This is a genomic window from Streptomyces sp. NPDC045695, from assembly GCF_056432025.1.
The window spans coordinates 118,894-145,352 of the sequence record NZ_JBWKJU010000001.1; the positions used below are offsets into that span (position 1 = coordinate 118,894).

General features: G+C 71.9%; 20 protein-coding genes. 11 read left to right on the forward strand and 9 right to left on the reverse strand.

The features are described 5' to 3' along the window. Positions 1-40: 40 nt before the first annotated feature. Positions 41-403 carry a hypothetical protein gene (locus AC07DU_RS00605; RefSeq protein ID WP_360902852.1) on the reverse strand — a complete coding sequence of 121 codons (363 nt, stop codon included), beginning with the start codon at positions 401-403 and terminating at the stop codon, positions 41-43. Between the two features lie 375 nt (positions 404-778). Here AC07DU_RS00605 and AC07DU_RS00610 point away from each other — a divergent pair, with 375 nt between their 5' ends. Together AC07DU_RS00610 and AC07DU_RS00615 are read left to right on the forward strand one after the other, a co-directional pair. Beyond that, on the forward strand, positions 779-1,810 hold the full coding sequence (locus AC07DU_RS00610) for a right-handed parallel beta-helix repeat-containing protein (protein ID WP_479036992.1): 1,032 nt from the start codon (positions 779-781) through the stop codon (positions 1,808-1,810). Between the two features lie 34 nt (positions 1,811-1,844). After that, positions 1,845-2,918, forward strand: a complete 1,074-nt coding sequence (locus tag AC07DU_RS00615; protein ID WP_453371278.1) for a methyltransferase — start codon at positions 1,845-1,847, stop codon at positions 2,916-2,918. 108 nt (positions 2,919-3,026) lie between these two features. Here AC07DU_RS00615 and AC07DU_RS00620 read toward each other — a convergent pair whose 3' ends face one another. Next, the gene (locus AC07DU_RS00620; RefSeq protein WP_360902858.1) at positions 3,027-3,284 is read right to left on the reverse strand and encodes an acyl carrier protein; all 258 of its coding nucleotides are present in this window, start codon (positions 3,282-3,284) and stop codon (positions 3,027-3,029) included. A gap of 12 nt (positions 3,285-3,296) precedes the next feature. Further along, the gene (locus AC07DU_RS00625; protein ID WP_360902861.1) at positions 3,297-4,418 is read right to left on the reverse strand and encodes a SchA/CurD-like domain-containing protein; all 1,122 of its coding nucleotides are present in this window, start codon (positions 4,416-4,418) and stop codon (positions 3,297-3,299) included. Positions 4,419-4,564: 146 nt separating this feature from the next. Between AC07DU_RS00625 and AC07DU_RS00630 the strand changes: the two genes are divergently transcribed. Then, the gene (locus AC07DU_RS00630; RefSeq protein WP_360902864.1) at positions 4,565-6,223 is read left to right on the forward strand and encodes an FAD-dependent oxidoreductase; all 1,659 of its coding nucleotides are present in this window, start codon (positions 4,565-4,567) and stop codon (positions 6,221-6,223) included. Positions 6,224-6,315: 92 nt separating this feature from the next. On the opposite strand, the gene AC07DU_RS00635 is transcribed toward AC07DU_RS00630, so the two are convergent. Both AC07DU_RS00635 and AC07DU_RS00640 read right to left on the reverse strand, forming a co-directional pair. Beyond that, positions 6,316-6,924: a TetR/AcrR family transcriptional regulator gene (locus AC07DU_RS00635; protein WP_479036764.1), complete on the reverse strand. Its 609-nt coding sequence runs from the start codon at positions 6,922-6,924 to the stop codon at positions 6,316-6,318. 160 nt (positions 6,925-7,084) lie between these two features. Further along, positions 7,085-9,106 (reverse strand): galactose-binding domain-containing protein, encoded by a 2,022-nt coding sequence (locus AC07DU_RS00640; protein ID WP_479108810.1) that lies wholly within the window; start codon positions 9,104-9,106, stop codon positions 7,085-7,087. A gap of 277 nt (positions 9,107-9,383) precedes the next feature. Here AC07DU_RS00640 and AC07DU_RS00645 point away from each other — a divergent pair, with 277 nt between their 5' ends. Next, positions 9,384-9,668 carry a hypothetical protein gene (locus tag AC07DU_RS00645; protein ID WP_479036758.1) on the forward strand — a complete coding sequence of 95 codons (285 nt, stop codon included), beginning with the start codon at positions 9,384-9,386 and terminating at the stop codon, positions 9,666-9,668. A gap of 15 nt (positions 9,669-9,683) precedes the next feature. Here AC07DU_RS00645 and AC07DU_RS00650 read toward each other — a convergent pair whose 3' ends face one another. Both AC07DU_RS00650 and AC07DU_RS00655 read right to left on the reverse strand, forming a co-directional pair. After that, positions 9,684-10,880, reverse strand: coding sequence for a serine hydrolase domain-containing protein (locus AC07DU_RS00650; RefSeq protein ID WP_479036989.1), 1,197 nt, complete (start codon positions 10,878-10,880; stop codon positions 9,684-9,686). Between the two features lie 141 nt (positions 10,881-11,021). Beyond that, entirely contained in the window at positions 11,022-12,650 is a 1,629-nt protein-coding gene (locus AC07DU_RS00655; RefSeq protein WP_479108811.1) for an AMP-binding protein, read from the reverse strand. 137 nt (positions 12,651-12,787) lie between these two features. Here AC07DU_RS00655 and AC07DU_RS00660 point away from each other — a divergent pair, with 137 nt between their 5' ends. Further along, positions 12,788-13,150 carry a zinc ribbon domain-containing protein YjdM gene (locus AC07DU_RS00660; RefSeq protein WP_479108812.1) on the forward strand — a complete coding sequence of 121 codons (363 nt, stop codon included), beginning with the start codon at positions 12,788-12,790 and terminating at the stop codon, positions 13,148-13,150. On the opposite strand, the gene AC07DU_RS00665 is transcribed toward AC07DU_RS00660, so the two are convergent. After that, entirely contained in the window at positions 13,137-14,087 is a 951-nt protein-coding gene (locus tag AC07DU_RS00665) for a helix-turn-helix domain-containing protein (protein ID WP_360902882.1), read from the reverse strand. The genes AC07DU_RS00660 and AC07DU_RS00665 overlap by 14 nt on opposite strands. Before the next feature lie 181 nt (positions 14,088-14,268). On the opposite strand from AC07DU_RS00665, the gene AC07DU_RS00670 reads away from it, so the two are divergent. From AC07DU_RS00670 to AC07DU_RS00685, 4 genes are all read left to right on the forward strand, one after another. Then, positions 14,269-15,717: an MFS transporter gene (locus AC07DU_RS00670; RefSeq protein ID WP_479108813.1), complete on the forward strand. Its 1,449-nt coding sequence runs from the start codon at positions 14,269-14,271 to the stop codon at positions 15,715-15,717. A 113-nt stretch (positions 15,718-15,830) separates the two neighbouring features. Then, the gene (locus AC07DU_RS00675; RefSeq protein ID WP_360902888.1) at positions 15,831-16,775 is read left to right on the forward strand and encodes a hypothetical protein; all 945 of its coding nucleotides are present in this window, start codon (positions 15,831-15,833) and stop codon (positions 16,773-16,775) included. A 153-nt stretch (positions 16,776-16,928) separates the two neighbouring features. Then, a complete protein-coding gene (locus AC07DU_RS00680; protein ID WP_479108814.1) occupies positions 16,929-17,417 on the forward strand; it encodes a hypothetical protein in 489 nt (162 codons plus the stop codon). After that, a complete protein-coding gene (locus AC07DU_RS00685; RefSeq protein ID WP_479108815.1) occupies positions 17,398-18,225 on the forward strand; it encodes an inositol monophosphatase family protein in 828 nt (275 codons plus the stop codon). Before AC07DU_RS00680 ends, AC07DU_RS00685 begins: the two co-directional genes overlap by 20 nt. A gap of 34 nt (positions 18,226-18,259) precedes the next feature. Here the strand turns inward: AC07DU_RS00685 and AC07DU_RS00690 are convergent, their stop codons facing one another. After that, the gene (locus AC07DU_RS00690; protein ID WP_479108816.1) at positions 18,260-19,450 is read right to left on the reverse strand and encodes an SLC13 family permease; all 1,191 of its coding nucleotides are present in this window, start codon (positions 19,448-19,450) and stop codon (positions 18,260-18,262) included. Positions 19,451-19,618: 168 nt separating this feature from the next. Here AC07DU_RS00690 and AC07DU_RS00695 point away from each other — a divergent pair, with 168 nt between their 5' ends. Both AC07DU_RS00695 and AC07DU_RS00700 read left to right on the forward strand, forming a co-directional pair. Further along, positions 19,619-25,468, forward strand: coding sequence for a WD40 domain-containing protein (locus AC07DU_RS00695; RefSeq protein WP_479109349.1), 5,850 nt, complete (start codon positions 19,619-19,621; stop codon positions 25,466-25,468). Between the two features lie 20 nt (positions 25,469-25,488). Continuing rightward, the gene (locus AC07DU_RS00700) at positions 25,489-26,241 is read left to right on the forward strand and encodes a tyrosine-protein phosphatase (RefSeq protein ID WP_479108817.1); all 753 of its coding nucleotides are present in this window, start codon (positions 25,489-25,491) and stop codon (positions 26,239-26,241) included. Positions 26,242-26,459 lie beyond the last annotated feature (218 nt).

Here is a 26,459-nt window from a genome sequence, read left to right on the forward strand (position 1 = left end):
GCTGCGGACGGCGGCTTCGCAAGCCCTCCCGAGGAAGGTGCTACGGGTTGAGGCGGATCGAGTTGATCGGCGTCAGGTCGGCGTAGACACCGGTCTTGGCGGCGATGGGGTTGCCGCAGCCCGCACCACCGGAGCCGGTGCACAGGTTTGCGGTCGCACCGCCGTACTGGTTGTTGAGGACCCAGTGGTTGCCGAACTGGTTGCTCAGGTTGTGGGCCCCGTAGCTGTAGAAGACATGGGTCGGCTTGACGGCGGGATTCTGGTTCTGGGGGTAGATGCAGACCGCCCCGTCCGGGCACCCGGCCCACGCGTCGGCCGGCTGGGCCGCGGCGGGACCGCTGAGCGCGAGTACGGCGACGGCCGAGGTGGCGAGGGCGGCGGCGCCGCGGAACATCTTGAGCATGGTTTCCCCTTGTGGTTCTGCCGTGATCGAGCGGACGGTCTCAGGCTGCCCCGGCCGCGCACCGGGGTCGACGGGTTGCCTGTTGCCCGTCGCGGCAGGGCCCGGGAAACCCCCTGTGACCAGCGCGATCACCGAACGGGAGGCAACGGCCGTGCCGTGTGCCCGCCCCCGCGCCGGAGCTGATCCCCCGGCGTCATGGCGTACGGCCGTCAACCCCCGACCCGCCGATCCACTCCTCCGGACCTCAAAATGCCGCCGTTTGCCCACGGCATGTATCCATCCGCTTACCAGGTGTGGCGAGCAGCCGTAATCGCCCATAACTTCGGCATCGTGACGAACCGACAACTCAAGTCCCTCACGTGCACCGCCGTCGTCATGGCCGCCGCTCTCGGCGTGGCCGTCGCGCCACCCGCCGCCGCAGCCGGACACCGAGTGCACCAGGGCGACTCCATCCAAGCCGCGGTGAACGCCGCGAGGCCGGGCGACATCATCACCGTCATGCCCGGGACCTACTACGAGAACGTGCTGATCACGAAGCCGCTGACCCTGCGGGGGTCGGGGGCCAAGACGGTGATCAAGCCGCCGAGCACACCGGCGAAGCCCGCACGGGCGGCGGGCACCGCCTGCTCCCAGGCCGACACCGGAATCTGTGTCATGGGGACGGCGCAGAGCGCCGTCGGCCAGGTGAACATCCGGTCGCTGACCGTTTCGGGCTTCAAGCGGAACGGCATCTGGGCCTCCTACACCGACCGGCTGAGCGTCGAGCGGGTGATCTCCGAGAGGAACGGCACCTGGGGCATCGCGCAGGAGCACTCCACCCGCGGGCTGTTCCGCGACAACGTCGCGCGGGACAACACCGAGTCGGGGATCTTCATCGCGAACACCGTCGAACGCGAGGGCGGCGCCACCGACACCCTGGGCGCCGCGGTCCGCAACAACACGCTGACCGGCAACCGGATCGGAGTGACGGTCAGGCGGGTCAGGAACCTCACCGTCAGCGGCAACACCCTCACCGGAAACTGCGGCGGCGTGTTCGTCGTCGGCGACGAGGGCAAGCCCGGCGCCGGCGACATGACCATCCGCGGCAACCGGATCCACGAGAACAACAAGTTCTGCAAGGGCAACACCCGCCTCCCCGACATCCAGGGCGTGGGCATCGTCCTCACCGGGGCGGAGCAGACGATCGTGCGTTCGAACTCCATCCGCGGCAACGTCGGCTCCTCCCCGCTGTCGGGCGGAATCCTGCTCTTCAAGAGCTTCGTCGGAGCGCAGAACACCGACAACGTCATCCGGGACAACGTGGTGCAGGACAACCAGCCGGCTGACCTGGCCAACCAGGGGACCGGAACGGGCAACGAGTTCCTCCGCAACAAGTGCGGGACCTCCGTGCCGGCCGGGATGTGCTGACCGTGCTCCCCCTCACCTGGAGAATCGAGGCCGTATGACCACGGTAAGTTCCACACCCGCCCCCACTCCCGCGCCCATCCCCGCGCCCACCGCCGCCTCTCCCCAGCCGGCCATGCGGCTGCGCGAGCTCGTCTTCGGAGCGGCTTGCGCCGCGGCCGTACGGGCGGCCGCCCGCCTCAAGGTGGCCGACGCCCTCGGAGACTCGCCCGCCACCGCGGCCGAGCTCGCGACGGCGGTGGACTGCGAGCCGCAGCCGATGCGGCGCCTGCTCCGCGCCCTGTCCTGCTACGGGATCTTCGCGGAGACCGAGGACGGGACGTTCGTCCACACGGAGATGTCCCGGCTGCTGCGCGAGGACGATCCGCACAGCCTGCGCTACATCGCCCTGTGGTGCACCGAGCCCTGGACCTGGGAGGCGTGGCCACGGCTCGACGACGCCGTGCGTTCCGGTGGGAACGTCTTCCAGGAGCTGTACGGCAAGGGGTTCTTCGACTACCTGCACCAGGACGCGCACGAGTCGGCCCACGTCTTCAACCGGGCCATGACCACCTCCAGCACGCAGTCGGCGCTGGACGTCGCGGAGCTCCTCGACCTCAGCGGGGTCGCGGTGGTCGCGGACATCGGCGGCGGCCAGGGGCACGTACTGGCGAGCCTGCTGGAGAGGCACCCGGCCGTGCGGGGAGTCCTGCTCGACCTGCCCGCGGTGGTGGCGAAGGCCGATCCCCGGCTGCGCGAGGGCGGACCGCTCGCCGCACGGACCGGCATCGTCCCCGGGGACTGCCGCGAGTCCATCCCGGTCGAGGCCGACATGTACATCATCAAGAACATCCTGGAATGGGACGACGACAGCACCCGCCGCACCCTGCGCAACGTCGTCGCGGCGGCCCGCCCGGGAGCCAGGGTCGTCATCATCGAGAACCTCGTCGACGACACCCCGTCGATGAAGTTCACCACGGCCATGGACCTGCTGCTCCTGCTCAACGTCGGGGGCGCCAAGCACACCCGGGAAAGCCTCTGCACGCGCCTGGAGGCCGCCGGTCTGGTGATCGGCGAGATCCGTCCGGTCAACGCGTACCTGCACGCATTCGAGTGCACCGTGCCCGGTTGATCCGGCCGGACCAGCGGCACCATCCCGCCCCGCCCCGCCCGAACGCCCCGAGACCGGCACGGAGCCGGTCTCGGGGCGTTCGGCACGCGGGGCGTCAGGCGCCGGACGTCACGCTCCGGACATCAGGGAGTTGTTGACGAGGTCGAGGAACTCGCGCGGAGACTTGCACCGGTCCGCGTCGGCCGGCAGCGGCCGGCGGTGCCGGTTCTCCAGTTCGCCGACGATGCCGAGGAGCCCCAGGGAGTCCAGGCCCCACTCGTCGAAGCCCGAGTCGGGACGGCTCTCCATGTCGGCGGGGTCTACGGTGACACCGGCGCCCTTCTTCATCAGAGCGGCCAGTTCTTCCATGGTCAGTCGAGCGGTCATGACGACATCTCCTCAGGCTTGCACCGGCGTACGCCGGTCGGTGATCAGGCGCATTTCAGAGCGCGCGAGGAAGCGTGCGATCTCCTGGTCCGTAGTGGGGACACCGTCCTTGGCGCTGTCGAGCAGCCGGGCGAGCACCGCCGCCTTGTGGCTGCCCTCGACGCCCAGCGACAGTGCGGGCCGGGCTTCGAGCGGGGCGCGCATGTCGAGCAGCCGGACGACGATGTCGTCGCGCTGGAAGACGGTGCTGGCCTCGATGGGGCTCGTCGGATCGTCCACGGCCGCCTCGTCCTGGCCGGCGAGCAGCCGGGCGAGTGCCGTGCCGCAGCCGTCCTTGGCCGGGTAGAAGAGCGCGTGGCGCCGGACGTCCGCGGGCTCGTGGTCGCCGGCCGCCACGTGGTGGACCGCCGGGAGCGCCGCACGGGTGAAGAACGTCCGGGCGGATCCGGGATCGCTGAGGTCCCGGTCCTGCTCCAGATACGGGTTGATGGCCTCCTCCAGCGCCCTGACCTCGGGCTGCTGGGCCACGTGGCGCAGGGCCGCGAGGAGGTCGCCCTCCACCTCCACCGCCCGCACGACGCGGTTGCCGTGCATGAAGAGCGAGGTGCGGCGCAGCCGGGTGTTCTCGTCGACCTGGGCCTTGGGGGAGGCGTATCCGGCCAGCAGCTTCGCCACTTCGGCCTCGCTGCCCGGCTTCACGGTGAAGGTCAGGGCGTGGCGCACCACGCCGTCCCCCCGTCGGGGAGCGGCCCGCAGACGGGTGGGTCCGAGCTCCTTGGCGGGGCCGACGTCCTTGCCCGCCTCCCGCAGCACGCTGAACCGCAGGGAGCGGGTGTCGCGCACGCAGCCGTGGAGCGGCTGGACCGTCGCGACGTGTTCCTCGCTGCTGACCCAGGCCAGGAACCGCGGTGCGCTCTCCCACTCGCTGGTGATGAGCCACTGCGAGGGATTCTCGATCGACTGGCACAACTCGTCACTGATGTGCCCGGGTACGGAGGACACCTGCTCGCGCAGATGCTCGTACACCTCGAGGAACTTGTTCTGCGCACCGTCGTACAGATCCAGCAGCAGCACGACCCGAAGCCTCGAGCCGTCGAAGGCGGACTGGGATATCCGTTCCGACAAGGTTGTCATCGTTCACACTCCTTCGAGACCACACGGTCGCCACGGGCGGCGCCACCCGAACCGATCGTTGTCCCGTAATCCCCCCGGCGCGAGAGGAGAGAACCAAGCGGGTGAAGGAGCGAGGGAACCGCCCTCCCACAGGGCATGGAAGATCCATGAAGGAAAACGTCGACCACCGCGTCCCGGTCCTCATCGTGGGCGGCTCGCTGGTGGGCCTGTGCACCTCGCTGTTCCTCGGCCGGCATGGCATCAGACACATGCTGGTCGAAAAGCACGCGGGTACCTCGATGCACCCACGCGGCCGCGGGATCAACGTACGGACGATGGAGCTCTTCCGGGTCGCGGGCGTCGAGGGCCGGATCCGTGAGGCCGCCTCGGTCCTGGCGGACAACCACGGCATCACGCAAGGCGGCTCGCTGACCGGTGAAGACCAGGAGTGGCTGTTCGAGGAGATCGACCCAGGGGGTGCGCTCGCGCGCTTCAGCCCGTCGTCATGGTGCCTGTGCAGCCAGAACGACATCGAGCCGGTACTGATGTCCGTGACCCCCTCGCTCGGCGCGGACCTGCGGTTCTCCACCGAGCTCCTCTCCTTCGACCAGGACGGGAGCGGGGTGACCGCCGTCGTGAAGAACCGGGACACCGGGGAGCACTGCACCGTGCGCGCGGACTACCTCGTCGCCGCCGACGGGCCGCGCAGTCCCGTGCGGGAGCAGCTCGGGATCGGTCAGAGCGGCTCCGGCGACCTCTTCCACAACGTGAGCATCACCTTCCGGTCCCGCGGGCTGGCGGAGGTGGTCGGCGACCGGCGCTTCATCGTCTGCTACCTCACCAAGCCCGGCTCCGACGGCGCGCTGCTGCCCGTCGACAACCGCGAGCGGTGGGTCTTCCACGCGCCGTGGCACCCCGACCGGGGCGAGACGCTGGAGGACTTCACCGACGAGCGCTGCGTCGAACACATCCGCCGGGCCGTCGGCGCACCCGACCTGGACGTCGAGATCACCGGCAAGGCCCCGTGGCACGCCGCGGAACGGGTCGCGCAGCGGTACGGCGCCGACCGGGTCTTCCTCGCCGGCGACTCCGCGCACGAGATGTCCCCCACCGGGGCGTTCGGCTCGAACACCGGGATCCAGGACGCCCACAACCTGGCCTGGAAGCTCGCCGCCGTGCTGAAGGGTGCGGCGGGCCCCGGGCTGCTGCGGACTTACGAGGCCGAGCGGCAGCCGGTGGCCCGCGCGACGAGCGAGCGGGCCTCGGCCCGGTCGGCGGAGCACAGCCATCCGGGGTACGAGCCGGACCCCGCGGCCGCGCCGGAGCCCGCCGGGCGCGGGGGCGGACGGCAGGGCGGCGTCCTGTCCGTGGCCATGGGTTACCGCTACAACCAGGGCGCCGTCCTCGGGTGCGATCCGGACCTTCCGGTCGTACCCGAACGGATGAAGCTCGGCGGCGATCCCGGCACGCGCGCCCCGCACATGTGGCTGCGCGGCCCCGGGGAGCCGGAGCCGAGGTCCACCGTGGACCTCTACGAGCGGTCCTTCGTCCTGCTCAGCTCCGAGGGCACGCCGTGGCGCGGTGCCGCGCTGTCCGTCGCCGAGCGGCTGAAGGCGCCCCTGGAGGCGTACGCGATCGGCTCGGGGCCGGACGCCGACCTGATCGCGGAGGACGGCGGCAACTGGGCCGAGGTGCACGGCACGACCAAGGCGGGCGCGGTCCTCGTACGCCCGGACGGCTTCGTGGCCTGGCGCTCGGTCGAGGCCGTCACGGATCCGGAGACCGTCCTCCACGAGGCGATGACCGCCTTGCTGCACCGGACCTGACCGCACCACCCGCCCCGGATCCCCGCGCCGCCCGCCGGCGCGGGGATCCGCCGTCCCACCGCCTTTCGCCGCCTGCCGCCTGCCGTCAGCCGTCAGCCGGTCCGGGCGTCGTCGGCGGCGAGGCTCGCGACGTGGTCGGTGACCGTGTCGAGGATGTCCGCCGAGATGGAGTCGTCACCGAGGACGAGGTGGTTCAGGGTCAGCCCGTCGGTCATCGCCGCCAGATAGCGGGCGAGCGAGGGGACCGGTACGCGCAGGGCGAAGCCCATGCGGTCACAGAGCTGCTCGATGAGCTCGGCATAGGTGTCGGAGTACCTCTCGTACTGCCGCCGGGCCAGGTGCTCGAAGCCCGGCTGCCGCAGGGCGTACTGGGTGAGTTCGTACGTGAGCATGTGCTCGCCCGGGTGGGCGGACACGTGGTCCCAGTACGCCTGGAAGCCGGCCCGGATGGTCTCGCGCAGGGTGGCCTTGGGCTGGATCGCCTCCCGCACCACGCTGACGCTGTGCTCGGTGATCGCCGCGATGACGGATTCGAGCAGGGCCTGCTTGGAGTCGAAGCAGTAGTGGAAGACGCTCAGGGACACGCCCGCCTCGGCGCAGATCGACCTGGTCGTGGTCCCGGCGACGCCGTCGCGGGTCATCGCGCGGATCGCGGCCTCGGTCAGCTGCCGGCGCCGCTCGGCCGACGGCATCCGTGCCATGGGCGTTCCTTTCGCTTTCGTACGGGTCGTACTGGGTCGTGCTGTCCGCGCTGTCCGCGCTGTCCGTGCCGTCCCGCGCTGCGCGGTGCTGAGCGGCGGGGTGATGTGCGGGGGCCGGCCGGATCGTGTGGCGATCCGGCCGGCCCGAGTGCTGTGGCCGTCAGCCGCTGTAGACGCCCACCTCGTGCAGGGAGTAGCCCCACTGCGTGCCGCGCTGCAGCCCCTGGACGCGTACGTAGCGCGCCGGGACGCCCGAGAACCGCGCCGTGTCGAGGCCGCCGTCACCGGAGTCGGTGGACCACACGCTCTGCCAGTCCGTGCCGTTGGCGGACACCTCGATGCGGTAGGCCCGCGCGTACGCGCTCTCCCAGTCGAGGGTGACGCGCTTGATCAGGCTCGCGGAGCCGAGGTCGATCCGGAGCCACTGGTTGTCGTTCCACTCGCTCGCCCAGCGGGTGCCCCGGTCGCCGTCGACGGCCCGGCCCGGTGAGTAGTCCACGAACGGGTTCCACCACTGTGACGTGGACGCCGAGGCGGACGCGCCCGAGGCGAGGTTCACCCCGGCCTTGTGCTGCTCGGACGCCGACCACGTGCCGAGGTAGGACTCGGCGCCCCGCATCAGGTCGTCGACCACGTCCTGGCCGCCGACCAGCCGGATGTCCTCGATCCAGTCCGGCACCAGCCCGTAGTGCGAGGCGCCGTCGGTGTTCAGGTTCCACGTGCGCTGCCCGGTGGTCTGCTTGTCGATGACGGAGCCGCCGTCGGCGCTGCGGAAGGGGTACGTCACCGGGTTCGGCGTCCCGGCGCCGCGCGGGCCGGGCCAGCCGCCCACACCGTTCATGTCGGTGCCGTAGCCGTAGCCCACCTTGTACTTGTCGCGCAGCGCGTCCGTGCGCTTCGCCTCGGCGCTGAACGCCTCGGAGCCGCTCATGTACTGGGCGATGAACCCGCCGAGCTTGTAGACGCGCTCGGTCCAGTTGAGGTCCATCCAGCTGTGCGAGGAGATCACGCCCGGGTACGACTCGGACTCCAGAATGTCGAAGGCCCGGCCCGCCGCCTTAACGCTCATGTGGTCGACTTCGAGCATCATCTTGCGTTTCATCATGCCGCGCACCGCATACTCACCGAGCTCGGTGAGACCGCGGGTGTTGCACTGGGCGTCCGCGGCGTACGAGGGGACCGCCACACCCGCCGGCAGCTGCTTTTCCGCCGAGGGCGCCGCCGCCAGGCCGATGGGGTTGTCGTGCTGCGGCCCGGTGCACTGCTCCGTCTTCCAGAACGTGCCGGTCGACAGGAACTGGCCCACGTTGATCGCGGTGCCGAGCGCGCCCTCGTCGAAGCGCACCCCGCACAGGGCGTTGTCGAACTTGTGGCACAGGAACATGCTGCGGATGCCCAGCTTGTGCAGCTCGTCCAGGCCGCGGTCGATGTCCTCCTTGCTGCACTGGCCGATGTCCAGGATCTGCTTGCAGCCGAACGGCTCGGAGGTCTCGACCCCCAGCACGACGGCCAGCTTGCCCTGTTTGATGACCTCGCGGGCCTGCGCGGAGTCGGTGACGATCCGGAACCAGCCCTTGCCCGTGCCGCCGTACATCTTGTCGATGTACGCCTGCATGTCGTACGTCTTCTGCGCCTCCAGGCGGATGGCGGTCATCTCGTCGCAGCCGCGGTCCTTGAAGAAGTAGACCGAGCAGATCACGCCGTTGGTGACGAGGTCGTTGACGAGCACCCGCTGACCGCCGCGCCAGGCCCGCTCGACCCAGGCGTAGTAGTTCTGCTGGTGGGTCAGGGAATCGTGGGCGGGCCAGTCCTTGAAGGTCGGCCAGCCGTTCGGGTCGTGCCTGCCGTCGCCGCCCTTGGTGATGAAGTCGAAGACGGCGAGCGATCCGTCGGGGTAGTGCTCGGGGCAGTCCTTGAGCGCGTCGGCGACCCCCAGCTCGGAGAACGGCTTGCCGCAGATGAGCCGGCCGCCGAAGCCCTCGTTGGACATCAGGTGGTCGTGCGCGTCGACGAAGCCCCGGACCCGGCCCTGGGAGTCGGTCCCCTTGAACGGTTCGCCCGTGACGTTGATGTCGGAGTCGGGCGCGGGCCGCGCGACCGGGTTCCACCAGCCGGGATCGGCGGCGGAGGAACTGGGCACGGGGCCGAGCACCATGGCCACCACGGCGAGGAGCAATGACATGACGGCCAGGGGCCTACGCCTGTGGTGCGTGTGTCGGTTTATGGTCATCACTCACGTCTTCGGTCAGCGGGGAGCGCGGCCGGCCACGGGGTGGCTTGTCATGGACCGCACAAATATTGCGACGAGGATCGCGACTGGCACCGACGGAGTCAAGAGTCCGGGACAGATGACCTGATGAATCGTCAGTATCGTTTTCCCGGACTCCGACTCCGACTCCGACTCGGACTCGGCGGTGTCGGTTTCGGCGAGTCGGCCCCGAGCCGCCTACCGTCGGGGCATGAGTGAGATCGTCGTGGTGTACGAGCTCGACGCGCAGGTGACCGCACAGGGCCCCGGGGGCTCCGCCCCGGGCGGCGACGCGCCCGTGCTGCGCGTGCACGCCGCGCCCACCGCCCCGGGAAGGACGGCCGTCGCCGGTCCGCGGACCTATTGCGGCAGGGACACGTTCGCCATGGGAACGGCCCCGTGGCAGCCCTCCGGGCATTCCGGCCCGGGATGGTGCGACCCGCGGTACGCGAACCGGGTCTGCCCGGCCTGTGACGACGCGGTGGGCAACGGCTGAGCGTGCTCGAAGCGGTCAGCGCTGCTCGGGCAGGTCCATCTCGGCCGGAGTGAACCCGAGTCCGCGCATCGTGGACTTGGCCTCGGCGGGCTGCTTGCCGCAGAACGCGGCCTCCAGCGTCCCGCCGAGGGCCGTGTTGGCGGCCCCCTTGTTCGAGGTGTTCGCCATGGCGGCGAGACTGCGCCGGCCGTCGCGGGTGGAGAAGGCGTAGGTGTAGAAGCCCTGCACGGTGCCGGTGTGCCCGTAGACCGACGTGCCGCAGGAGAGGTCGTAGCGGCGCAGACCGAGCCCGTAGAAACGCGTGTTCGTGGTGTCGGTGGGCGTCATGGTGATCATGGCGTCCAGCATCCGCGGCGGCAGCAGCCGGCCGCCGAGCAGCGCGGACGTGAAGGTGTTCAGATCGGACTGGTTGGAGATGATCGCCCCGGCGGACTGGGCCCACGAGACGGTCTGCTCGGTGGAGTCGACGAGGGGCGCCCCGGCCTCGTCCGGGTGGAGGTAGCCGCGTGCGTGCAGGCCGTCGATCCGGGTGCCGGGATGCACGTAGGAGGTGTACCGCAGGCCCAGCGGCTTGATGATGCGCCGGTCGTACTCCGTGGCCACGCCGTTGCCCGTGATCTTCTCGATGAGCATGCCGACGACGACGAAGTTGGTGTTCGAGTACTTGTACGCCGCGCCGGGCTCGGTGGTCCTCGGTTCGCTCAGCGAGAGCTTCACCAGGTCCTGGTAGCTGAAGACCTTGTTCCGCACGGCCTCGAAGCCGGGCACGGTCTTTTCGAACATGGCGTTGGTGTAGTCCGCCAGCCCGCTGCGGTGGGTCAGCAGATGACGCACGGTGATCCGGTCGTCGGGCAGCAGGCCCGGCAGGTAGTGGTTGACGGAGGTGTCCAGCGCGATCCGCTCCTCGCCCGCCAGCTGGAGCAGGACGACCGAGGAGAAGGTCTTGCTGACGCTGCCGATGCGGAAGCGGGCCTGCGGGTTCATGGCCGCGCCCGTGGTCTTGTCGCGTACGCCCAGGGCCTGGGTCTTGACCCCGGCCGGGCCGGCGAACCGGGCCATCGCCCCCGGCGCTCCGGCGTCCATCGTGTTCCGCAGCGCCTGGGTCAGCGCCTCCATGTCGGGGGTGACCGGCGACGCGTGGGCGGTGGACACCGGCGTCACGGCGGCCATCACCGCGAGCAGGGCGGCACTGAGGGTCAGACGGCGGGTCATGGGTGGGGTCACGGTGGTCCTCCGGTGGTCGGTCGGCGGGGCAAAGAGGAGCGGCGCCGCGGACCGGTGGGGTCGGGCGACGCCGCGCCTACGTAAGATCATCGTGCAGGAACCGGGTCGTCCGGCCCGCAACGCGCCGTCCTACGAGGGCTGTTCCAAGAGCCGGACCGCCGCCTCGCGCATCTCGACCTTGCGGATCTTTCCGGTGACGGTCATGGGGAACTCCTCCACGACGTGCACGTGGCGCGGGATCTTGAAATGGGCCAGCCGCCCTTCGCAGTAGGCCCGCACGGCCGCCGCCGTCAGCGGAGCGGCGCCGTCGCGCATCCGCACCCACGCCATCAGTTCCTCCCCGTACTTCGGGTCGGGGACGCCGATGACCTGGACGTCCAGTACGTCCGGATGGGCGTGCAGGAACTCCTCGATCTCGCGCGGGTACACGTTCTCGCCGCCGCGGATCACCATGTCCTTGATCCGGCCGGTGATGCTCAGGTACCCGTCGTCGTCCATGACGGCCAGGTCACCGGTGTGCATCCAGCGGGCCGCGTCGACGGCTTCGGCGGTGCGCTGCGGCTCCTCCCAGTAGCCGAGCATCACCGAGTAGCCGCGGGTGCACAGTTCACCCGGTTCCCCGCGCGGCACCGTCCGTCCCGAGACCGGATCGACCACCTTCACTTCGAGGTGCGGCCCCACGCGGCCCACGGTGGAGACCCGGCGCTCGACCGAGTCGTCGGCGCGGGTCTGCGTCGACACCGGCGAGGTCTCCGTCATCCCGTAGCAGATGGACACCTCGCTCATGCCCATCCGGTCGATGACCTCCTTCATCACCTCCACCGGACAGGGCGAGCCCGCCATGATCCCGGTCCGCAGGCTCGACAGGTCGTACCCGTCGAAGCCGGGATCCGCCAGCTCGGCGATGAACATGGTGGGGACGCCGTAGAGCGAGGTGCACGACTCCGCCTCCACCGCCGCCAGGGTGGCCGCGGGGTCGAACGACGGGGCGGGGATCACCATGGCCGCACCGTGGCTGGTGCAGGCGAGATTGCCCATCACCATGCCGAAGCAGTGGTAGAACGGCACCGGGATGCACACCCGGTCCTGCTCGGTGTAGTGGCACAACTCGCCCACGAAGAAACCGTTGTTGAGGATGTTGTGGTGCGAGAGCGTGGCGCCTTTGGGGAAGCCGGTGGTTCCCGAGGTGTACTGGATGTTGACCGCGTCGTCCGGGCTCAGCGCGGCCTGGGCCCGCGCGAGGTCCGCCGGGTCGCCCCGCCGGCCCCGCTCCAGCAGGGAGGCCCAGAGGGGACCCTCCAGCAGGGCCACGAACTCCAGCGCCGGGCAGCGCGGCCGCACCTCCTCGATCATGGCCGCGTAGTCGGAGGTCTTGAACCGCTCGGCCGCCACCAGCAGCCGGATCCCGGACTGCTGGAGCACGTAGTGCAGTTCGTGGCTGCGGTACGCGGGGTTCACGGTGACCAGGACCGCCCCGATCTTCGCGGTGGCGTACTGCACCAGCGTCCACTCCGCGCGGTTGGGCGCCCAGATGCCGACCCGGTCACCCCGCACGATGCCCAGGCCCAGCAGCCCCAGCGCGAGGGCGTCGACGTCCGCGGCCAGCTCCGCGTACGTCCACCTGCGCCCGGCGGCCAGGTCCACGAGGGCGTCGCGCCCGGGGAACCTGCGCACGGTGCGGTCCAGGTTCTCGCCGATGGTGTCGCCCAGCAGCGGCACCTCACAGACCCCGGACGCGTAGCTCGATGCGGCGGACACATGGACCTCCTGGACTGGACGGGACCGGGCGGGCGATGGGCGGGTGATCCGCGCCGACCGGACTCTCGCACAAGCCGGGCGCCGTCCTCGCGGCTTCCGGGAAAGCCGGCGCCCATGGCCTGAAATAGACTGGTCAGGTGACCGAGACCGACCTGCCCCCCTGCCCCGAGTGCTCCAGCGCGTACGCCTACGAGAGGGGCGCGCTCCTGATCTGTCCCGAGTGCGGACACGAATGGCAGCCGTCCGCGGCCGCCGACGGCCCGGCCGGCGCCCCGCAGGAGCGGGTGATCAAGGACTCGGTCGGCAACGTACTGTCCGACGGCGACACCGTGACGGTCGTCAAGGGTCTGAAGGTCAAGGGCAGCACCTCCGGCATCAAGGCGGGCACCAAGGTGCGCAACATCCGCATCGTCTACGGCGTCGACGGGCACGACATCGACTGCAAGATCGAGGGCTTCGGCGCCATGCAGCTCAAGTCGAGCGTGGTCAGGAAGGTCTGATCCGGCCCTCCTGGCCCCCCTCGCCCCCCGGGCCCGCGTCCGCACCGGCCGACGCGGGCTTTCCGGTTCCCCGCCCCGCGGCGGCGCGGTCGGCGGTCAGGCTCGACAGCATGCGCAGCGCCGCGTCGGAGGGGGAGGACTCGGGGGCGCTGTAGAGCAGCATCCGGTGGTTGGTGCCGTCGGTGAGGTGCAGGCTCTCGAAATCGAGGGTGAGCGGACCCACGACCGGGTGGTGCAGGTTCTTGGTCCCGACGGTGCAGTCCCGTACGGGGTGCTGGGACCAGAGGGAGGCGAAGTCGGGGCTTCGCAGCATCAGGGACCCGATGAGCTCGGCGAGGGCGCGGTCCTCGGGGTGGCGTCCGGCGACCAGGCGCAGCGCCGCCAGCGCCACCCGGGCCTCCTTCTTCCAGTCCGTGTAGAGGTCCCGTGTGAGCGGGTCGAGGAACAGCATCCGCGTGAGGTTGGGGCGCACGGCCGGATCGTCGGGGCTCGCGGGGTCGAGGTGCCCGGCGAGCAGGGCGTGGCCCAGCGCGTTCCAGGCGAGGACGTCGTTACGGCCGTCCAGGACGACGGCGGGTACCTGCGGCATCGCGCCGATCAGCCGGCGCGTGGTGTCCCGGACGTACGCGGGGCGGGGCGAGGCGGCCCGCTTGGCACGCGGCGGCCGGGCCAGGTCGTGCAGATGCGCGTGCTCGTCCGGGGTCAGCCGCAGGGCGCGGGCCAGGGCGTCCAGGACGCTGTCCGAGGCGTTCGTGCTCTGCCCCTGCTCCAGGTGCGTGTAGTACGTGATGCTCACGCCCGCCAGCAGGGCGAGCTCCTCGCGCCGCAGCCCGGGCACGCGCCGGCGGGTGCCGTGGGAGGGGAGCCCCACGTCCTCGGGCTGGAGCTGGGCGCGACGGGTGCGCAGGAAGGCGCCCAGAGCGGTGGGTGTGTCCATGCCCTCCAGTGTGCCGGGGGAAGGCGCCGGGCGTCGGCCGCGAAGGTGGCCCTGCCAGTGCCAGCGTCCCGGGCGCCACCGTCCCCGGCGCCACCACCGTCAGGGGGCTGGGTAACTCCCTTCGAGCGCTCCAGAGTCGGTGGCGCAACACGGTGTTGCGTGAGCGAGAGGATGCGTGGCGATGTCCGTTGTCGAAGGTGTGCGCGTGGATGCCGGTGCGGGGAAGGGAGCGGGGAAGGGCGCGGGGCCCGGGGCGCCGGTCCGTCTGGACGGGCGTCTGAAGCTGGTGCTGGTGGTGCTGCTGGTGGCGCAGTTCATGCTGGCGGTCGACTTCTCGATCCTGAACGTGGCGCTGCCGGTGATCGGCGAGGGCCTCGGCTTCTCCTTGCCGGACCTGCAGTGGATCGCGACGTCGTTCGCCCTGTGCGCCGCCGGCTTCACCCTCCTCTTCGGGCGGGTCGCGGACCTGTTCGGCCGCCGCCGGCTGTTCCTGGTGGGCCTGGCGGTGCTGGCCGCGTCCTCGCTGGCGGGCGGGCTGGCGAACAGCCCGCAGACGCTGCTCGTCGCCCGTGTCCTCCAGGGCCTGGCCACGGCGGCCGTGACCCCGGCGGGTCTGTCGCTGCTGACGACCGCATTCCCCGAGGGTCCGCTGCGGCAGAAGGCACTCGGTCTCAACGGGGCGTTGATGTCGGCGGGGTTCACGACGGGCGCCGTCCTGGGCGGTGTCCTGACGGATCTGCTGTCGTGGCGGTGGGCGTTCCTCGTCAACGTCCCGGTCGCGCTGGCCGTCCTGTTCATCGCCCCTGCGGTCATCGAGGAGTCCCGCCCCACCACCCGTCCGAAGCTGGACCTGCCGGGTGCGGCGGCCGTGACGGCGGGTCTGCTCGCCCTGATCTACGGTCTGACGCAGGCGGGTGAACACGGCTGGGGTTCGGGTCCGGCGCTGGGCTGGCTCACCGCCGGTGCGGCGCTGCTGGTGGTGTTCTACGCGGTGGAGTCGAAGGCGGCGAGTCCGCTGGTGCCCGTGTCGGTGCTGAAGACGAGGACGGTGGCCTGGGGCAACGTCGCGGGCCTGATCGCGTTCCTGACGGAGACGAGCCTGGTCTTCCTGATGACGCTCCACCTCCAGGACGTGCTGGACTTCTCGGCGCTGACCGCCGGTCTGTCGTTCGGTGTGCTGGGCGTCGGCACCGTCATCGGAGGTGCGCTCGCGGCGCGGGTGATCGCCGCGACCAGCACCCGTACGACGCTCCTGGCCGGTGGGGTGGTGCAGGCGGCCGCGACCCTGAGCCTGGTCGGGCTGGGAGAGACCTCCGGGACCCTGTGGCTCCTGCTGCTCGCTACCTTCGCGGGCGGCATCGGCAACATGCTGGTGATCGTCGGTTTCATGGTGACGGCGACCACGGGCCTGCCCGACCACGAGCAGGGCATGGCGACGGGCCTGGCGACGATGACCCAGCAGATCGGCATCACGATGGGCACGCCGGTCATGTCCGCGATCGCGGCGTCGCACACGGAAGTCCACGGCGGGATCACGACCGCGCTCGTCGTCAACACGGCGATCGTCCTCCTCGGCACCCTCACCACCGGCCTCTTCCTCCCGGGCAGGGCCTCCCAGCAGCGGGTCTGACGCCGCGTGCGCTCCGGGGGCGCGGGGGCGCACGCGGGCATCCGGCACGTGCCACTGGTGGCGCCGCGGGGGGATCTCCTACCATCAGTGCACGGCGGGGGAGGGGGGCGTCCATGGCGGCGCATGTCGGGCGGCTGGAGCGTTTCGTGGCCTGGGTGCTGCGCAACGCCGACGTGGTCGTCGCCCTGCTGGTCGCGATGGCGGTCGGGTTCCTGGACATCTTCGGCGACGTCATCAGCGACGACGTGTCCTCCGGCGCCACCCTGGTCGTGCTCGGTCTGCTCGCGACCGGGTCGATCGTGGAGCGCGTACGGCGCCCCGCGAGCATTCAGGAGGCCATGAGCGGGACCCGCCGGGCGCTGGAGGACCTCGCCATGGTGCGGTCCCTCTCGGGCAACGAGGTCGGCGAGGCCCTGCGCGAGGCCCGGCAGCACACCAACCTCTGGTACTTCAAGGGCGGTACGGGCACCTACCTGCGGGCGGTGACGCTGCCCCTGTGCGTGAGCGCGGCCAAGGAGCAGCGCTCGCAGCTCAACGTGAAGATCGACATCGTCAATCCGGCCGACGAGCGGGCGTGCGCCGCGTACGCCCGCTTCCGGCAGATGTTCGGCAGGCAGCGCCAGAACGACGAGGTGTGGACCACCGACCGGGTCCGGCGGGAGTCGTACGCGACCGTCCTCGCCGCCTGCTGGTACCAGCGGCAGCTCACGACGCTCGAGATCAGCGTGCACCTGTCGTCCGCCGTGCCGACCCTGCGCTTCGACCTGTCCGAGACCTGCCTGGTCATCACCCAGGACGACCAGTCGCGGGTGAACCTGCTGGTCGAGCGGGGACAGCCGCTCTACGACTACTACGTGACCGAGCTGCACCAGAGCCGCGAGCAGGCCACCGCTCTCGACCTGCGCGTCGCCGCGCCGCTCGGCCAGGAGCCCACCGTCGACGAGGTGCGGACGCTCTTCGACGAGCTGCGGCTCCCGCTGCCGCGCGTCTTCACCGACAGCGACATCGGCAAGATCATCGAAAAGGCCCTGCATGCGGAGGACCCTTACAGGAGGTGAGGCGCCCAGGCGCGCACCATGGACCACGAGCTCGAAAGGTCTCTCGTCACCCTGGAGCAAATAGCCACGGGGGCACGGGAGTTACGTGCCGTACGTCATCCCCTCGGATTCCTGTGCCTGCCGCTGCTGAGAGAGGGCCCGCGCGGGGTCTGCGTGCATCTCTTCGAGGCGGACAACCGCCCCGAGCCCGACGCCTCGCCCATGCACTGCCACAGCTGGGAGCTGCGCAGCCGCGTGCTGTACGGTCGGGTGGCCAACCTCCCCGTGCACACCACCGTGGTGGCCGACGGCGAGGCGGGCGCGACGCACCGGGTGTTCGAGGTCCGCAGCCGCAGCGACGGCGTGGACGAGATCCGGCCCACCCCCCTCCTCGTGCGCAGCGAGATCGGCCCCGCCCACATCACCTCCGGCGGGGAGAGCTACACCCTGGCCGCGGGCCAGTTCCACGCCACCGCCCTGGCGGGCGAGGCCCCCGCGGCCACCCTGGTGCACGGGTTCTCGATCCCCGGGCAGGTCGACCTCTCGCTGGGGCCGCTCGACGGCCGCCCGCGCCGCACGATCCGCCGGCTGTGCGACACGGGGCAGACCGTGCGCAGCGCCCACACCGTCCTCAGGAGGATCGATGCCCAACAGCGGGCCTGACTTCGAGCGCGAGCTGCGCGTGGCCGTCGCGGCGGCGCGGGAGGCGGGCGACCTGTTGCGCAGGCGCTTCGGTTCGGCGCAGTGCCTGCGGACGAAGGGCGATTCCGGGGACGTGCTGACGGACCTCGACCTCGCCGCGGAGAAGCTCGTACTCGGCCGCATCCAGCGGCACTTCCCGCACGACCGGATCCTGTCCGAGGAGGCCGGGCTCCTCGACGCGGCGGGGGAGCGCACCTGGCTGGTCGACCCGTTGGACGGCAGCAACAACGTGGCGATCGGGCTGCCCGCCTACGTGGTGGGCATCGGGCTGTGCCTGGGAAGCACCCCGGTGATGGGAGTGGTGCACGAGCCGGTCACCGGCGAGACCTGGTACGCGGTCACGGGACGGGGAGCCCACGGTTCGGCCGGGCCGCTGCCCGGTCCCGACCCCGGGCTCCCGCCCGCGGGGCCCGTCGTCGCCTGGACCCAGGGGTACGCCGTGCGGCGCGGCGACCCGACGGCGGCCGCCCTGCGCGGGGCACTCGAACCGCACTGCCGGCGCGTCCTGCAGCTGTGGGCGCCGCTGCTCGGCTGGAGCCTGCTCGCGCGCGGCACCATCGACGCCTTCGTCGGCTACCGTGCCGAGGGCGTGGACCTGCCGACCGGCGCGCTGCTCGCGGCCGAGGCGGGCGTGGAGCTGCGCACGCTGTCCGGGGCGCAGTTCAGACCGGGCTTCGCCGGGGACGACAGCGGACGCAGCTTCGTCGCCGCGCGCGGCGAGACCCTCGCGCTCCTGCTCCGCGACGTCGGCGCCGCGAGACCGGCGTGATCCACGGGACACCCCTCAGGTGGTGGCCGCAAGCTCAGGTGGTGGCCGCCAGCGCGACCGTCGCCGAAAGCGTGCCCGCCACCGCCAGCACCAGCCCCGTGCCGAGGAATCGGCCCAGCTCGATGCGGGTGCCGTGCCAGCGGCACCGTTCGAACCACAGCAGCGTGGCCAGCGAGGCCCACGGAGTGATGACCGGTCCCACGTTGACGCCGATGAGTTGCGCGAGCAGCTGATGGTGGTTGCCGTCGGGGATGGCCGCCTCGGCGGCCATGTAAGCGGGCAGGTTGTTCAGCGCGTTGGAGAAACCGGCGCCGACCGCGGCGGACCGCAGCATGCCCGTCACGCCGTTGTCGGAGCCCATGGCCGTCGTCAGTATCCCGTGCAGACCGTGGGCGTTGACGGTCTCCACGACCAGGAACATCCCCGGGACGAGGACCAGCAGCCGCCAGGGGACCAGCGACAGGCGCAGTGTGTCGCGGCTGCGCACCGCGAAGGCCACCAGCACGATCAGCGCGGCCGTCATCGACGCCGTCCACAGCGGAACGTCGGCCAGGAGGATCGCCAGCAGGAATCCGGCGCAGGCCAGCGCGCACACCCGGAACAGGACCCGGTCCGCCGGGCGAGGCGCCGACGGGGGCTCGTAGCGCAGTTCGCCGCGCCGGCCCAGGCGCCAGTAGAAGCCCCACAGGCAGGCCATCGTGACCGCGATGGACGCCACCTGCGGCGCCCACATGGTGGCGGCCATCTCCGAGGGGGCCAGCGCCACCCGGTCCGCGGCCAGCAGGTTCGTCAGGTTGGACACGGGGAGCAGCAGGCTCGCCGTGTTGGCCAGCCACACCGTGGTCATCGCCAGCGGCACGGCCGCGATGCCCACCCGCGTCGCCAGCGCCAGCATCACCGGGGTCAGCAGGACCGCCGTGGTGTCCAGGTTGAGGGTGATGGTGGTGACGGACGCGAACAGCACGCAGAGGCCGAAGAGCAGGACGTAGTTCCCGCGTCCCGCCCGCGCCACCCAGGTGGCGACCACGTCGAACACCTGGGCTTTGCCGGTCAGTTCGGCGAGGACGATCACCGTGGCGAGGAACACCAGCAGCGGGACGATGCGCTCCATCACGTCCCCGGCGGGCCCGGACGGCAGCAGACCCGTGGCGACGCACAGCACACCGAGCGCGAGCAGCCCGCCGGCCAGCCAGTCCAGTGGATGCAGACGTCTGAGGAGAGACACGCCGAACAGACTCGCACAAACAGGCGGTCGGACATCAGGGGGCGCGGACGCATCCGGACGGGGCCGCCCGGGTGACGCGGGCGGCGCCTCACCGGCGGCCGGGCGCTGTTCCCCGTCTTCGACGAGGCGAAGCCGTCGCAGCAGGGACGCCCCTACCATGGTCCCATGATGACGGATGGCCAATTCGGCGCTCCTGCAAGAGAGTTCGACTTCTTCATCAGTTACTCGCCGGCAGACGAACCCTGGGCCGCATGGATCGCCTGGACCCTGGAGGAAGCCGGCTACCGCACCGTGGTGCAGGCCTGGGACTTTGTACCAGGAACCAACTTCATAGACTTCATGGACCGCGGGGTCAGCGAGTCGGTCGCGGTGATCGCCGTATTGTCACGTCATTACGAACGCTCCACCTACGGCCGCATGGAGTGGCAGGCCGCGCTGCGCGCCTCCCCCGAGTCGCCCGAGCGGCGCCTGCTGACCGTGCGGGTGGACGAGATCCCGATCGAGGGACTGCTCGCCACCATCACCTACGTCGACCTGGTGGGCGTGGCCGACACCGACGCCGCCCGTTCCCTGCTGCTGACGCGGGTCGGGCAGGCCGTCGACGGGCACGCCCGCCCGGGCCGCAGGCCCGGCTTCCCCGGGAGCGCCTCGGGCTCCACCCGTCACCCGGAGCAGCCCAATCCGGCCCGGCCGCAGCCGAGCGCGCTCGCCGGCCCCGGCTGGTCCGGGCGCCGGCGCCCGGCCAGGGCGCCGCTCTATCCGCAGGCCTCCCGGGCCGGCGGGGGCAGCGCCCAGGAAGCCGTCACCGTCCTGCACCTGGCCGGGCCCGACTTCGGGCGCGGCCGTGAGCCCGACTCGCTCAGCCGGCAGATCCGCGGTGACCTCATCATGCTCCGGGACGCCGGGGCGCCCGCCCCCGACCTGATGGTGGTGACCGGGGACCTCACCGCGTCCGGCAGCCCGCGCGAGTGCGACCAGGCCCTGAGCTTCCTCACCGCGCTGCGCTCCCAGCTCGACCTGTCACCCCAGCGGGTGATGGTGGTGCCGGGTGCGCAGGACGTGAACCAGGCGGCCTGCCTCGCGTACTTCCACAGCTGCGAGGCCGACGAGGTGGCGCCGCAGCCCCCGTACTGGCCCAAGTGGCGCCACTACACGCGGCTCTTCCGCGGCCTCTACCAGGGGCTGGACACGGTCTTCGACAGCGATCAGCCCTGGACCCTCTTCCCCGTGCCCGAGCTGAGCACGGTCGTCGCCGGTTTCAACTCCTCCATGGCCTACAGCCACCGCCCCGAGGAGCAGTACGGGTTCATCGGCCGGGACCAGGCCGCCTGGTTCGCCGAGGCCATGCGCCGGTACGAGGAGGAGGGCTGGCTGCGCATCGGCGCGCTGCGCCATCCCCTCACCGACGGCCGCCGCCCGGGCGACGCGGTGGGCGGCCCCGGCGGGCTGCGGGACGCCGACACCTTCGCCCGGCTGGCCGCTCCGCGGCTCCACCTGCTGCTGCACGGACCCACCGGCGGCCCGCGCACCCTCGCCGCGGACCCCAGCCGCGGCCATCTGCCGGGCGCCGCCGGCGAGCTGCCGCTCTTCGGCTCCGCCGGCCCCGCCAGGTTCCAGCTGCTCCAGGTCACCGCGGACGGCGTCACCCGCTGGCAGGACCGGATCGAGGCGGCCTCCCAGCGCTTCCCCGCCGCCTGGAGGCAGACCCGCCGGGTCTTCCCCGTGCCCGAGCTGCCCCCCGTCATCGCCACCGGGCCCGCGGACGGCAGGGCGCCCCTGGACGATCCGGCCGCCTCGCTCGTCGAACGCGTGAAGGAGATCTGCCGGGTGCGCAGGGAGGGCGTACGCCTGCGCGACGTCCCGCGCCGGGAACCGGAGGACATGGCGCAGATCATGGCCACCTGGCGGGAGCAGGAGGACGGCGTCGTGCAGCAGCAGCGCATCGCCGTCCACCCCGGCACCCCCACCGAAGAGGAACTCGACCGCTTCATCGCCCAGGTGCACGCCACCGATCCCGGCTCCGAGGCCGTCCTGGTCTACGCGGGCGACGGGCCGGCCGGCGGCCTGCGCCAGCGGGCGGTCAGCCACGGCGTACGGGTCAGGCTGCGCAGCTTCATCGAGTTCCAGGGCCTGCTCGACCTGCGAGGCTACGTCGCCGCCCAGGCCGCGCGGCTCAGCAGCAGCGAGCAGTACGCCCCGGGTCTCTACCTCCCCCAGCGCTACCGCGACGCCGACCGCACCGACGGCCAAGGCCGCTCCGGCCGAGAACGCGACGGCCTCGTCGAGGAACTCCTGGAGCTCCTCGAATCCGACCACGGCCGGTTCGTCCTGCTCCTCGGCGACTTCGGGCACGGCAAGACCTTCGCCCTGCGCGAGCTGGCCCGCCGCATCTCCGAGCAGCTCCCGCACCTGACACCGCTGCTGATCCCGCTCAACACCCTCGACCGGGCCCACAGCCTGGAAGGCCTCGTCGCCGCCCACCTGGCCGGCCACGGAGTCGACACCATCGACCTGCGGGCCCTGCGCTACATGCTCGCGCAGGGCCGCGTGGTCCTGCTCTTCGACGGCTTCGACGAGCTGGTCCACCGGGTCAGCTACGACCGGGCCGCCGACCACCTCCAGGTCCTCCTCGACGCCGCCGTCGACAACGCCAAGATCGTGGTCAGCAGCCGCACCCAGCACTTCAAGTCGCACGCCCAGATCCTCACCGCCCTCGGCGAGCGCGTGGGACTGCTCCCGCAGCGCCGGATCCTGTCGGTGGAGGGCTTCACCCCGGCGCAGATCCGCTCGTACCTGGTGCGCAGCTACGGCGACGAGGACGCGGCCGACCAGCGCTTCCAGCTCCTGCGCAACATCCCCGACCTCCTCATGCTCTGCCGCAATCCGCGGCTGCTCTCCTTCGTCGCCGACCTGAGCCAGGACCAACTGCGGGCCGTCGCCGGAGCGGGCCGTGCGCTCAGCGCCGCGCGGCTGTACCAGGACGTGTTCACGTCCTGGCTCGACCACGAGGAACGGCGCGGCCAGGGAGGACCCGGCGCGCCGCCCGGGCTCACCGCCGACCAGCTGTGGGCGGCGGTGACCGCGCTGGCCTGGCGGCTGTGGGAGAGCGGCCGCAGCGCCCTGCGGCTCGACGAGCTCACCGAGGCGGTGGCCGGGACGCTCAGCGACCTCACCGAGTCCCCGCTCTCCCCGGCCGAGCGCGCCCAGGCGGTCGGGGCGGGCAGCCTGCTGGTGCGCAGCGACGACGGCGTCTTCCAGTTCATCCACGGCTCCGTCATCGAATGGCTGGTGGCGAGGGAGGCCGCCCACCAGCTCGCCCGCGGGCATCACACCGTGCTCTTCGCCCGCCCGCTGAGCCAGCTCGCGGTGGAGTTCTTCTGCGACCTCGCCGACCACGCCCTGTGCGCCCGCTGGGTGCGCGAGGTCCTCGACTCGCCCGGACGCGGCGTCAACGACGCCGCCCGCGCCAACGCCATGCGGATCAGCGACCGGCTCCGGGTGCCCGCCAACGCCGATCTGCGCGGTGCGGGGCTCGCCGGGGAGGACCTCTCGCACCGCGACTTCTCCGGGGTCGACCTCAGCGACGCCGATCTGACCGACACCCGGCTGATCGGCGCCAACCTCTCCGGCGCCCTGCTGCGGGGCACCCGGCTCACGGGCGCCCGCCTCGACCGGGCCGACCTGAGCGGGGCCGACCTCACCGGCGCCGACCTGTGCCGGGCCCGGCTGACGCGGGCCGACCTGCGCGGCACCCTGCTGACCGGCAGCCGCTGGCACCGGGCCGCGCTCATCGACGTGACGATGGACGACGCGGTGCGGGCGGCGCCCGAGCTCAGGACCGCCGCGATCGCCCCCGGGATGCCGGTGGACGCCGGGTTCCGGCCGTCGGCGGTCGGCGTCCCGTACGGCTTCGGCATGCGCACCAGCCGGCTGCCCGAGCCCATCGCGTACAGCGCCGACGGCGAGCTGCTCGCCGTCGGCAGCGAGGACGGCTCGATCCTGGTCTGCGGCGCCGACGACGGCCGGGCCGTGCGCACCCTCCAGGGGCACGAAGGGCGGGTGTACGCCGTGAAGTTCCGGGACGGCGTCATCGCCACCGGCGGCTCCGACGGCACCGTACGGCTCTGGGACCCGGTGACCGGCGCCTGCCGCCACCGCCTGGACGTCCACCCCGACGGGGTGTGGCCGGTCTCGTTCGACCCGGCCGGCACCCGGCTCGCCACGGGCGACCGCGAGGGCCTGGTCACCGTCTGGGACGTGGCCACGGGCGAGGCCGTGCACCGGCTGCCCGGGCACGTCGCGCCCGTCTACACCGCGGTCCACGGCCCGGGGGGCGTCCTGCTCACCGGCGACGCGGCCGCGAAGGCACGCCTCTGGGACCTCGCCACCGGGCGCTGCATCCGCGAGATCGAGGGCCACCGGGGCGCCGTGTACCGGGCCAGGTTCAGCCCGGACGGCACGCTCTTCGCCACCGCCGACCGGGGCGGGGACGGGCGGGGCGGCACGGTGCGGATCTGGCGGACGGCCGACGCGCAGCTGCTGCACGAGTTCACCGGGCACACCGGCCGCGTCTACGTCCTCGACTTCCACCCCGAGGGAAACCTCCTCGCCAGCGGCGACACCGACGGACAGGTGCGCCTGTGGGACCCCGTCGTCGGCACCCCCGCCGGCATACTCGAACGCGGCACGGGCGCCGTCTACCAAGTGCTGTTCAGCGACGACGGCAGGCTCCTCGCCTCCTGCGACAGCAACGGCACGGTCCGGCTGTGGACGGTCACCGGGCGACCGCACGGATACGCGGTCACCCTCCACGCCCAGCAGCCGGCCGCGCACCGCGGCACCGCCTGGGCCTGCGCCTTCCGGCCCGGCGACAGCCAACTGCTCACCGTCGGCAACGACGGCGGCGCGCAGATCTGGGACTCCGCCACCGGCCAGGGCAAGCGCATCCTGCGCGGCCACGGCCGGCGGATCAGCGGGGTCGCCTTCAGCGCGGACGGAGCCCAGCTGGCGACCGCCGGCAACGACGGCGTCGTACGGCTGTGGGAGACGCGCACGGGCAGGCGCACCGACGAGCTCACCGGGCGCGGCGACCGGCTGGTCTCGGCGGTGTTCAGTCCCGTCGAACCCCTCCTGGCCACGGCCAGCAACGACGGGGACATGTACCTGTGGGACCCGGCGGCCGGCGAGTACCTCAGGGAACTGGACGCCGAGACCGAACACGTCTGGGCGGAGGCCTTCAACAAGGACGGCACCCTGCTCGCCACCGCCAACGACGACGACTCCGTGCGGGTGTGGTTCCGCCCCACGGGATCCCCCGTCTCGACCCTCACCCGGCACCGGGGCAGGGTCCGCTCGATCGCCTTCCGCCCGGACGGCGACGTACTGGCCACCGGCTGCGACGACAGCTTCGTACGGGTGTGGGACGCCAGGAGCGGCGACCTGCTGGCCGAGCTCGGCGGCGCCGCCGGGCACGCCGACCGGGTGTACGCGGTCGCGTACGGCCCGCGCAGCGCGTGGCTGGCCAGCGCGAGCTGGGACGGCAGCGTCATCGTGTGGCGGGACGGCGAGCCGAGCCTGCGCCTGCGCGGGCGCGGCGGCCGCCTGTGGGCCGCGGCAGCGCACCCGAGCCGTGCGCTGCTGGCCGCCGCGGGCGACGACCGCTCGGTCAGCCTGTGGGACGCCGGGACGGGTGAGCACCTCACCGACCTCGTCGGCCACACCGGCCGGGTGCTCGCCCTCGCGTTCTCCCCGGACGGCACTACCCTGGCGAGCGGAGCGGAGGACGGGACCGTGCGGCTCTGGAACCTCCCGGCGCAGGGGGAGCCGCCCTCGCTGCGTGCGACGCTGATGGGAATGGCGGGCGGCTGGGCGGCGCTGACACCGGGGGGCGGATACAAGTACGAGGGTGACGTGGCCGGTGAGTTCTGGCACGTCGTGGGGATGTCCAGGTTCACCCCGGGGGAGCTCGACGAGTACCTGCCGGGCGTGCACCGCCTGCCGCTGGGCGAGGAACTGTGAGAAACGATGGGGGAGCACCTTTGAACCGGCACGTCGCATTCGAGAGCCTGCACAATTTCCGCGACATGGGCGGCTACCGCTGCGCCGACGGCCGGACCGTGGCCTGGCGGACGCTGTACCGGTCGGACTCGCTCGGCAAGCTGCGGGGCGCCGACTGGGAGAGGTTCCTGGAACTGGGCGTCGGTACGGTGATCGACCTGCGCTACCCGTGGGAGATCGAGGCCAAGGGGCGGGTGCCCGAGGCGGAGCGGTTCCACTACGTCAACCTGAGCATCGAGCACCGGCCCTACGACCAGGCGGGCATCGACCCGGACGTCGACCCCTGGCGCTACCTCGCTGACCGGTTCGCGGAGGTCACCGAGGACGGGGCCGAGGAGATCCGCCAGGTGCTGGAACAGATCGCCGGGGCCCCCGGCCCGGTGGTCTTCCACTGCGCCTCGGGCAAGGACCGGACCGGGCTGATCGGGGCGCTCGTCCTGACCCTGCTCGGGGTCGGCCGCGAGGAGGTCCTCGCCGACTTCGCGCTCACCGAACTGGCCACGGAGCGCCTGATCGGGGACTGGCGCGCGGCCCACCCGGGCCGGGAGCCCAAGTGGCCCGGCTACGGACGCGCCCCCGCGGTGATCATGGAGCTGGTGCTCGCGGACCTGGAGACCCACTACGGGTCGGTACGGGGCTATCTGGAGGAAAGGGTCAAACTGTCGGACCGGACGGCCGAGCGACTGCGCGCCAGGCTGCTGACGGGCGGGAACGGGACCGGGGGAGCGGCGTGACGCCGCCCGCCGCACGGCGTGCTCCCGGGGTGGGGGGCGGCCGAACGGGGCGCACAGGCGGCGAGCGGGAGACACGGGGCGGAGCGGCACGGGGGAAGCGCCCGGACATACGGCGCGCACGCCGGGGGCCATGGGCGCCCGGAAGTGCTACAACTGGGTTCGTGACCTTTCCTCGCCACCCGTGCCGGGTACGTCGGTGCGGTCACCTCTAGGCATCA

Bases quoted from the DNA above. Each gene is read 5' to 3' on its own strand.
- AC07DU_RS00605 (WP_360902852.1), bottom strand. From the start codon at position 403: ATGCTCAAGATGTTCCGCGGCGCCGCCGCCCTCGCCACCTCGGCCGTC.
- AC07DU_RS00610 (WP_479036992.1), top strand. From the start codon at position 779: ATGGCCGCCGCTCTCGGCGTGGCCGTCGCGCCACCCGCCGCCGCAGCC.
- AC07DU_RS00615 (WP_453371278.1), top strand. From the start codon at position 1,845: ATGACCACGGTAAGTTCCACACCCGCCCCCACTCCCGCGCCCATCCCC.
- AC07DU_RS00620 (WP_360902858.1), bottom strand. From the start codon at position 3,284: ATGACCGCTCGACTGACCATGGAAGAACTGGCCGCTCTGATGAAGAAG.
- AC07DU_RS00625 (WP_360902861.1), bottom strand. From the start codon at position 4,418: ATGACAACCTTGTCGGAACGGATATCCCAGTCCGCCTTCGACGGCTCG.
- AC07DU_RS00630 (WP_360902864.1), top strand. From the start codon at position 4,565: ATGAAGGAAAACGTCGACCACCGCGTCCCGGTCCTCATCGTGGGCGGC.
- AC07DU_RS00635 (WP_479036764.1), bottom strand. From the start codon at position 6,924: ATGGCACGGATGCCGTCGGCCGAGCGGCGCCGGCAGCTGACCGAGGCC.
- AC07DU_RS00640 (WP_479108810.1), bottom strand. From the start codon at position 9,106: ATGTCATTGCTCCTCGCCGTGGTGGCCATGGTGCTCGGCCCCGTGCCC.
- AC07DU_RS00645 (WP_479036758.1), top strand. From the start codon at position 9,384: ATGAGTGAGATCGTCGTGGTGTACGAGCTCGACGCGCAGGTGACCGCA.
- AC07DU_RS00650 (WP_479036989.1), bottom strand. From the start codon at position 10,880: ATGACCCGCCGTCTGACCCTCAGTGCCGCCCTGCTCGCGGTGATGGCC.
- AC07DU_RS00665 (WP_360902882.1), bottom strand. From the start codon at position 14,087: ATGGACACACCCACCGCTCTGGGCGCCTTCCTGCGCACCCGTCGCGCC.
- AC07DU_RS00670 (WP_479108813.1), top strand. From the start codon at position 14,269: ATGTCCGTTGTCGAAGGTGTGCGCGTGGATGCCGGTGCGGGGAAGGGA.
- AC07DU_RS00675 (WP_360902888.1), top strand. From the start codon at position 15,831: ATGGCGGCGCATGTCGGGCGGCTGGAGCGTTTCGTGGCCTGGGTGCTG.
- AC07DU_RS00685 (WP_479108815.1), top strand. From the start codon at position 17,398: ATGCCCAACAGCGGGCCTGACTTCGAGCGCGAGCTGCGCGTGGCCGTC.
- AC07DU_RS00695 (WP_479109349.1), top strand. From the start codon at position 19,619: ATGACGGATGGCCAATTCGGCGCTCCTGCAAGAGAGTTCGACTTCTTC.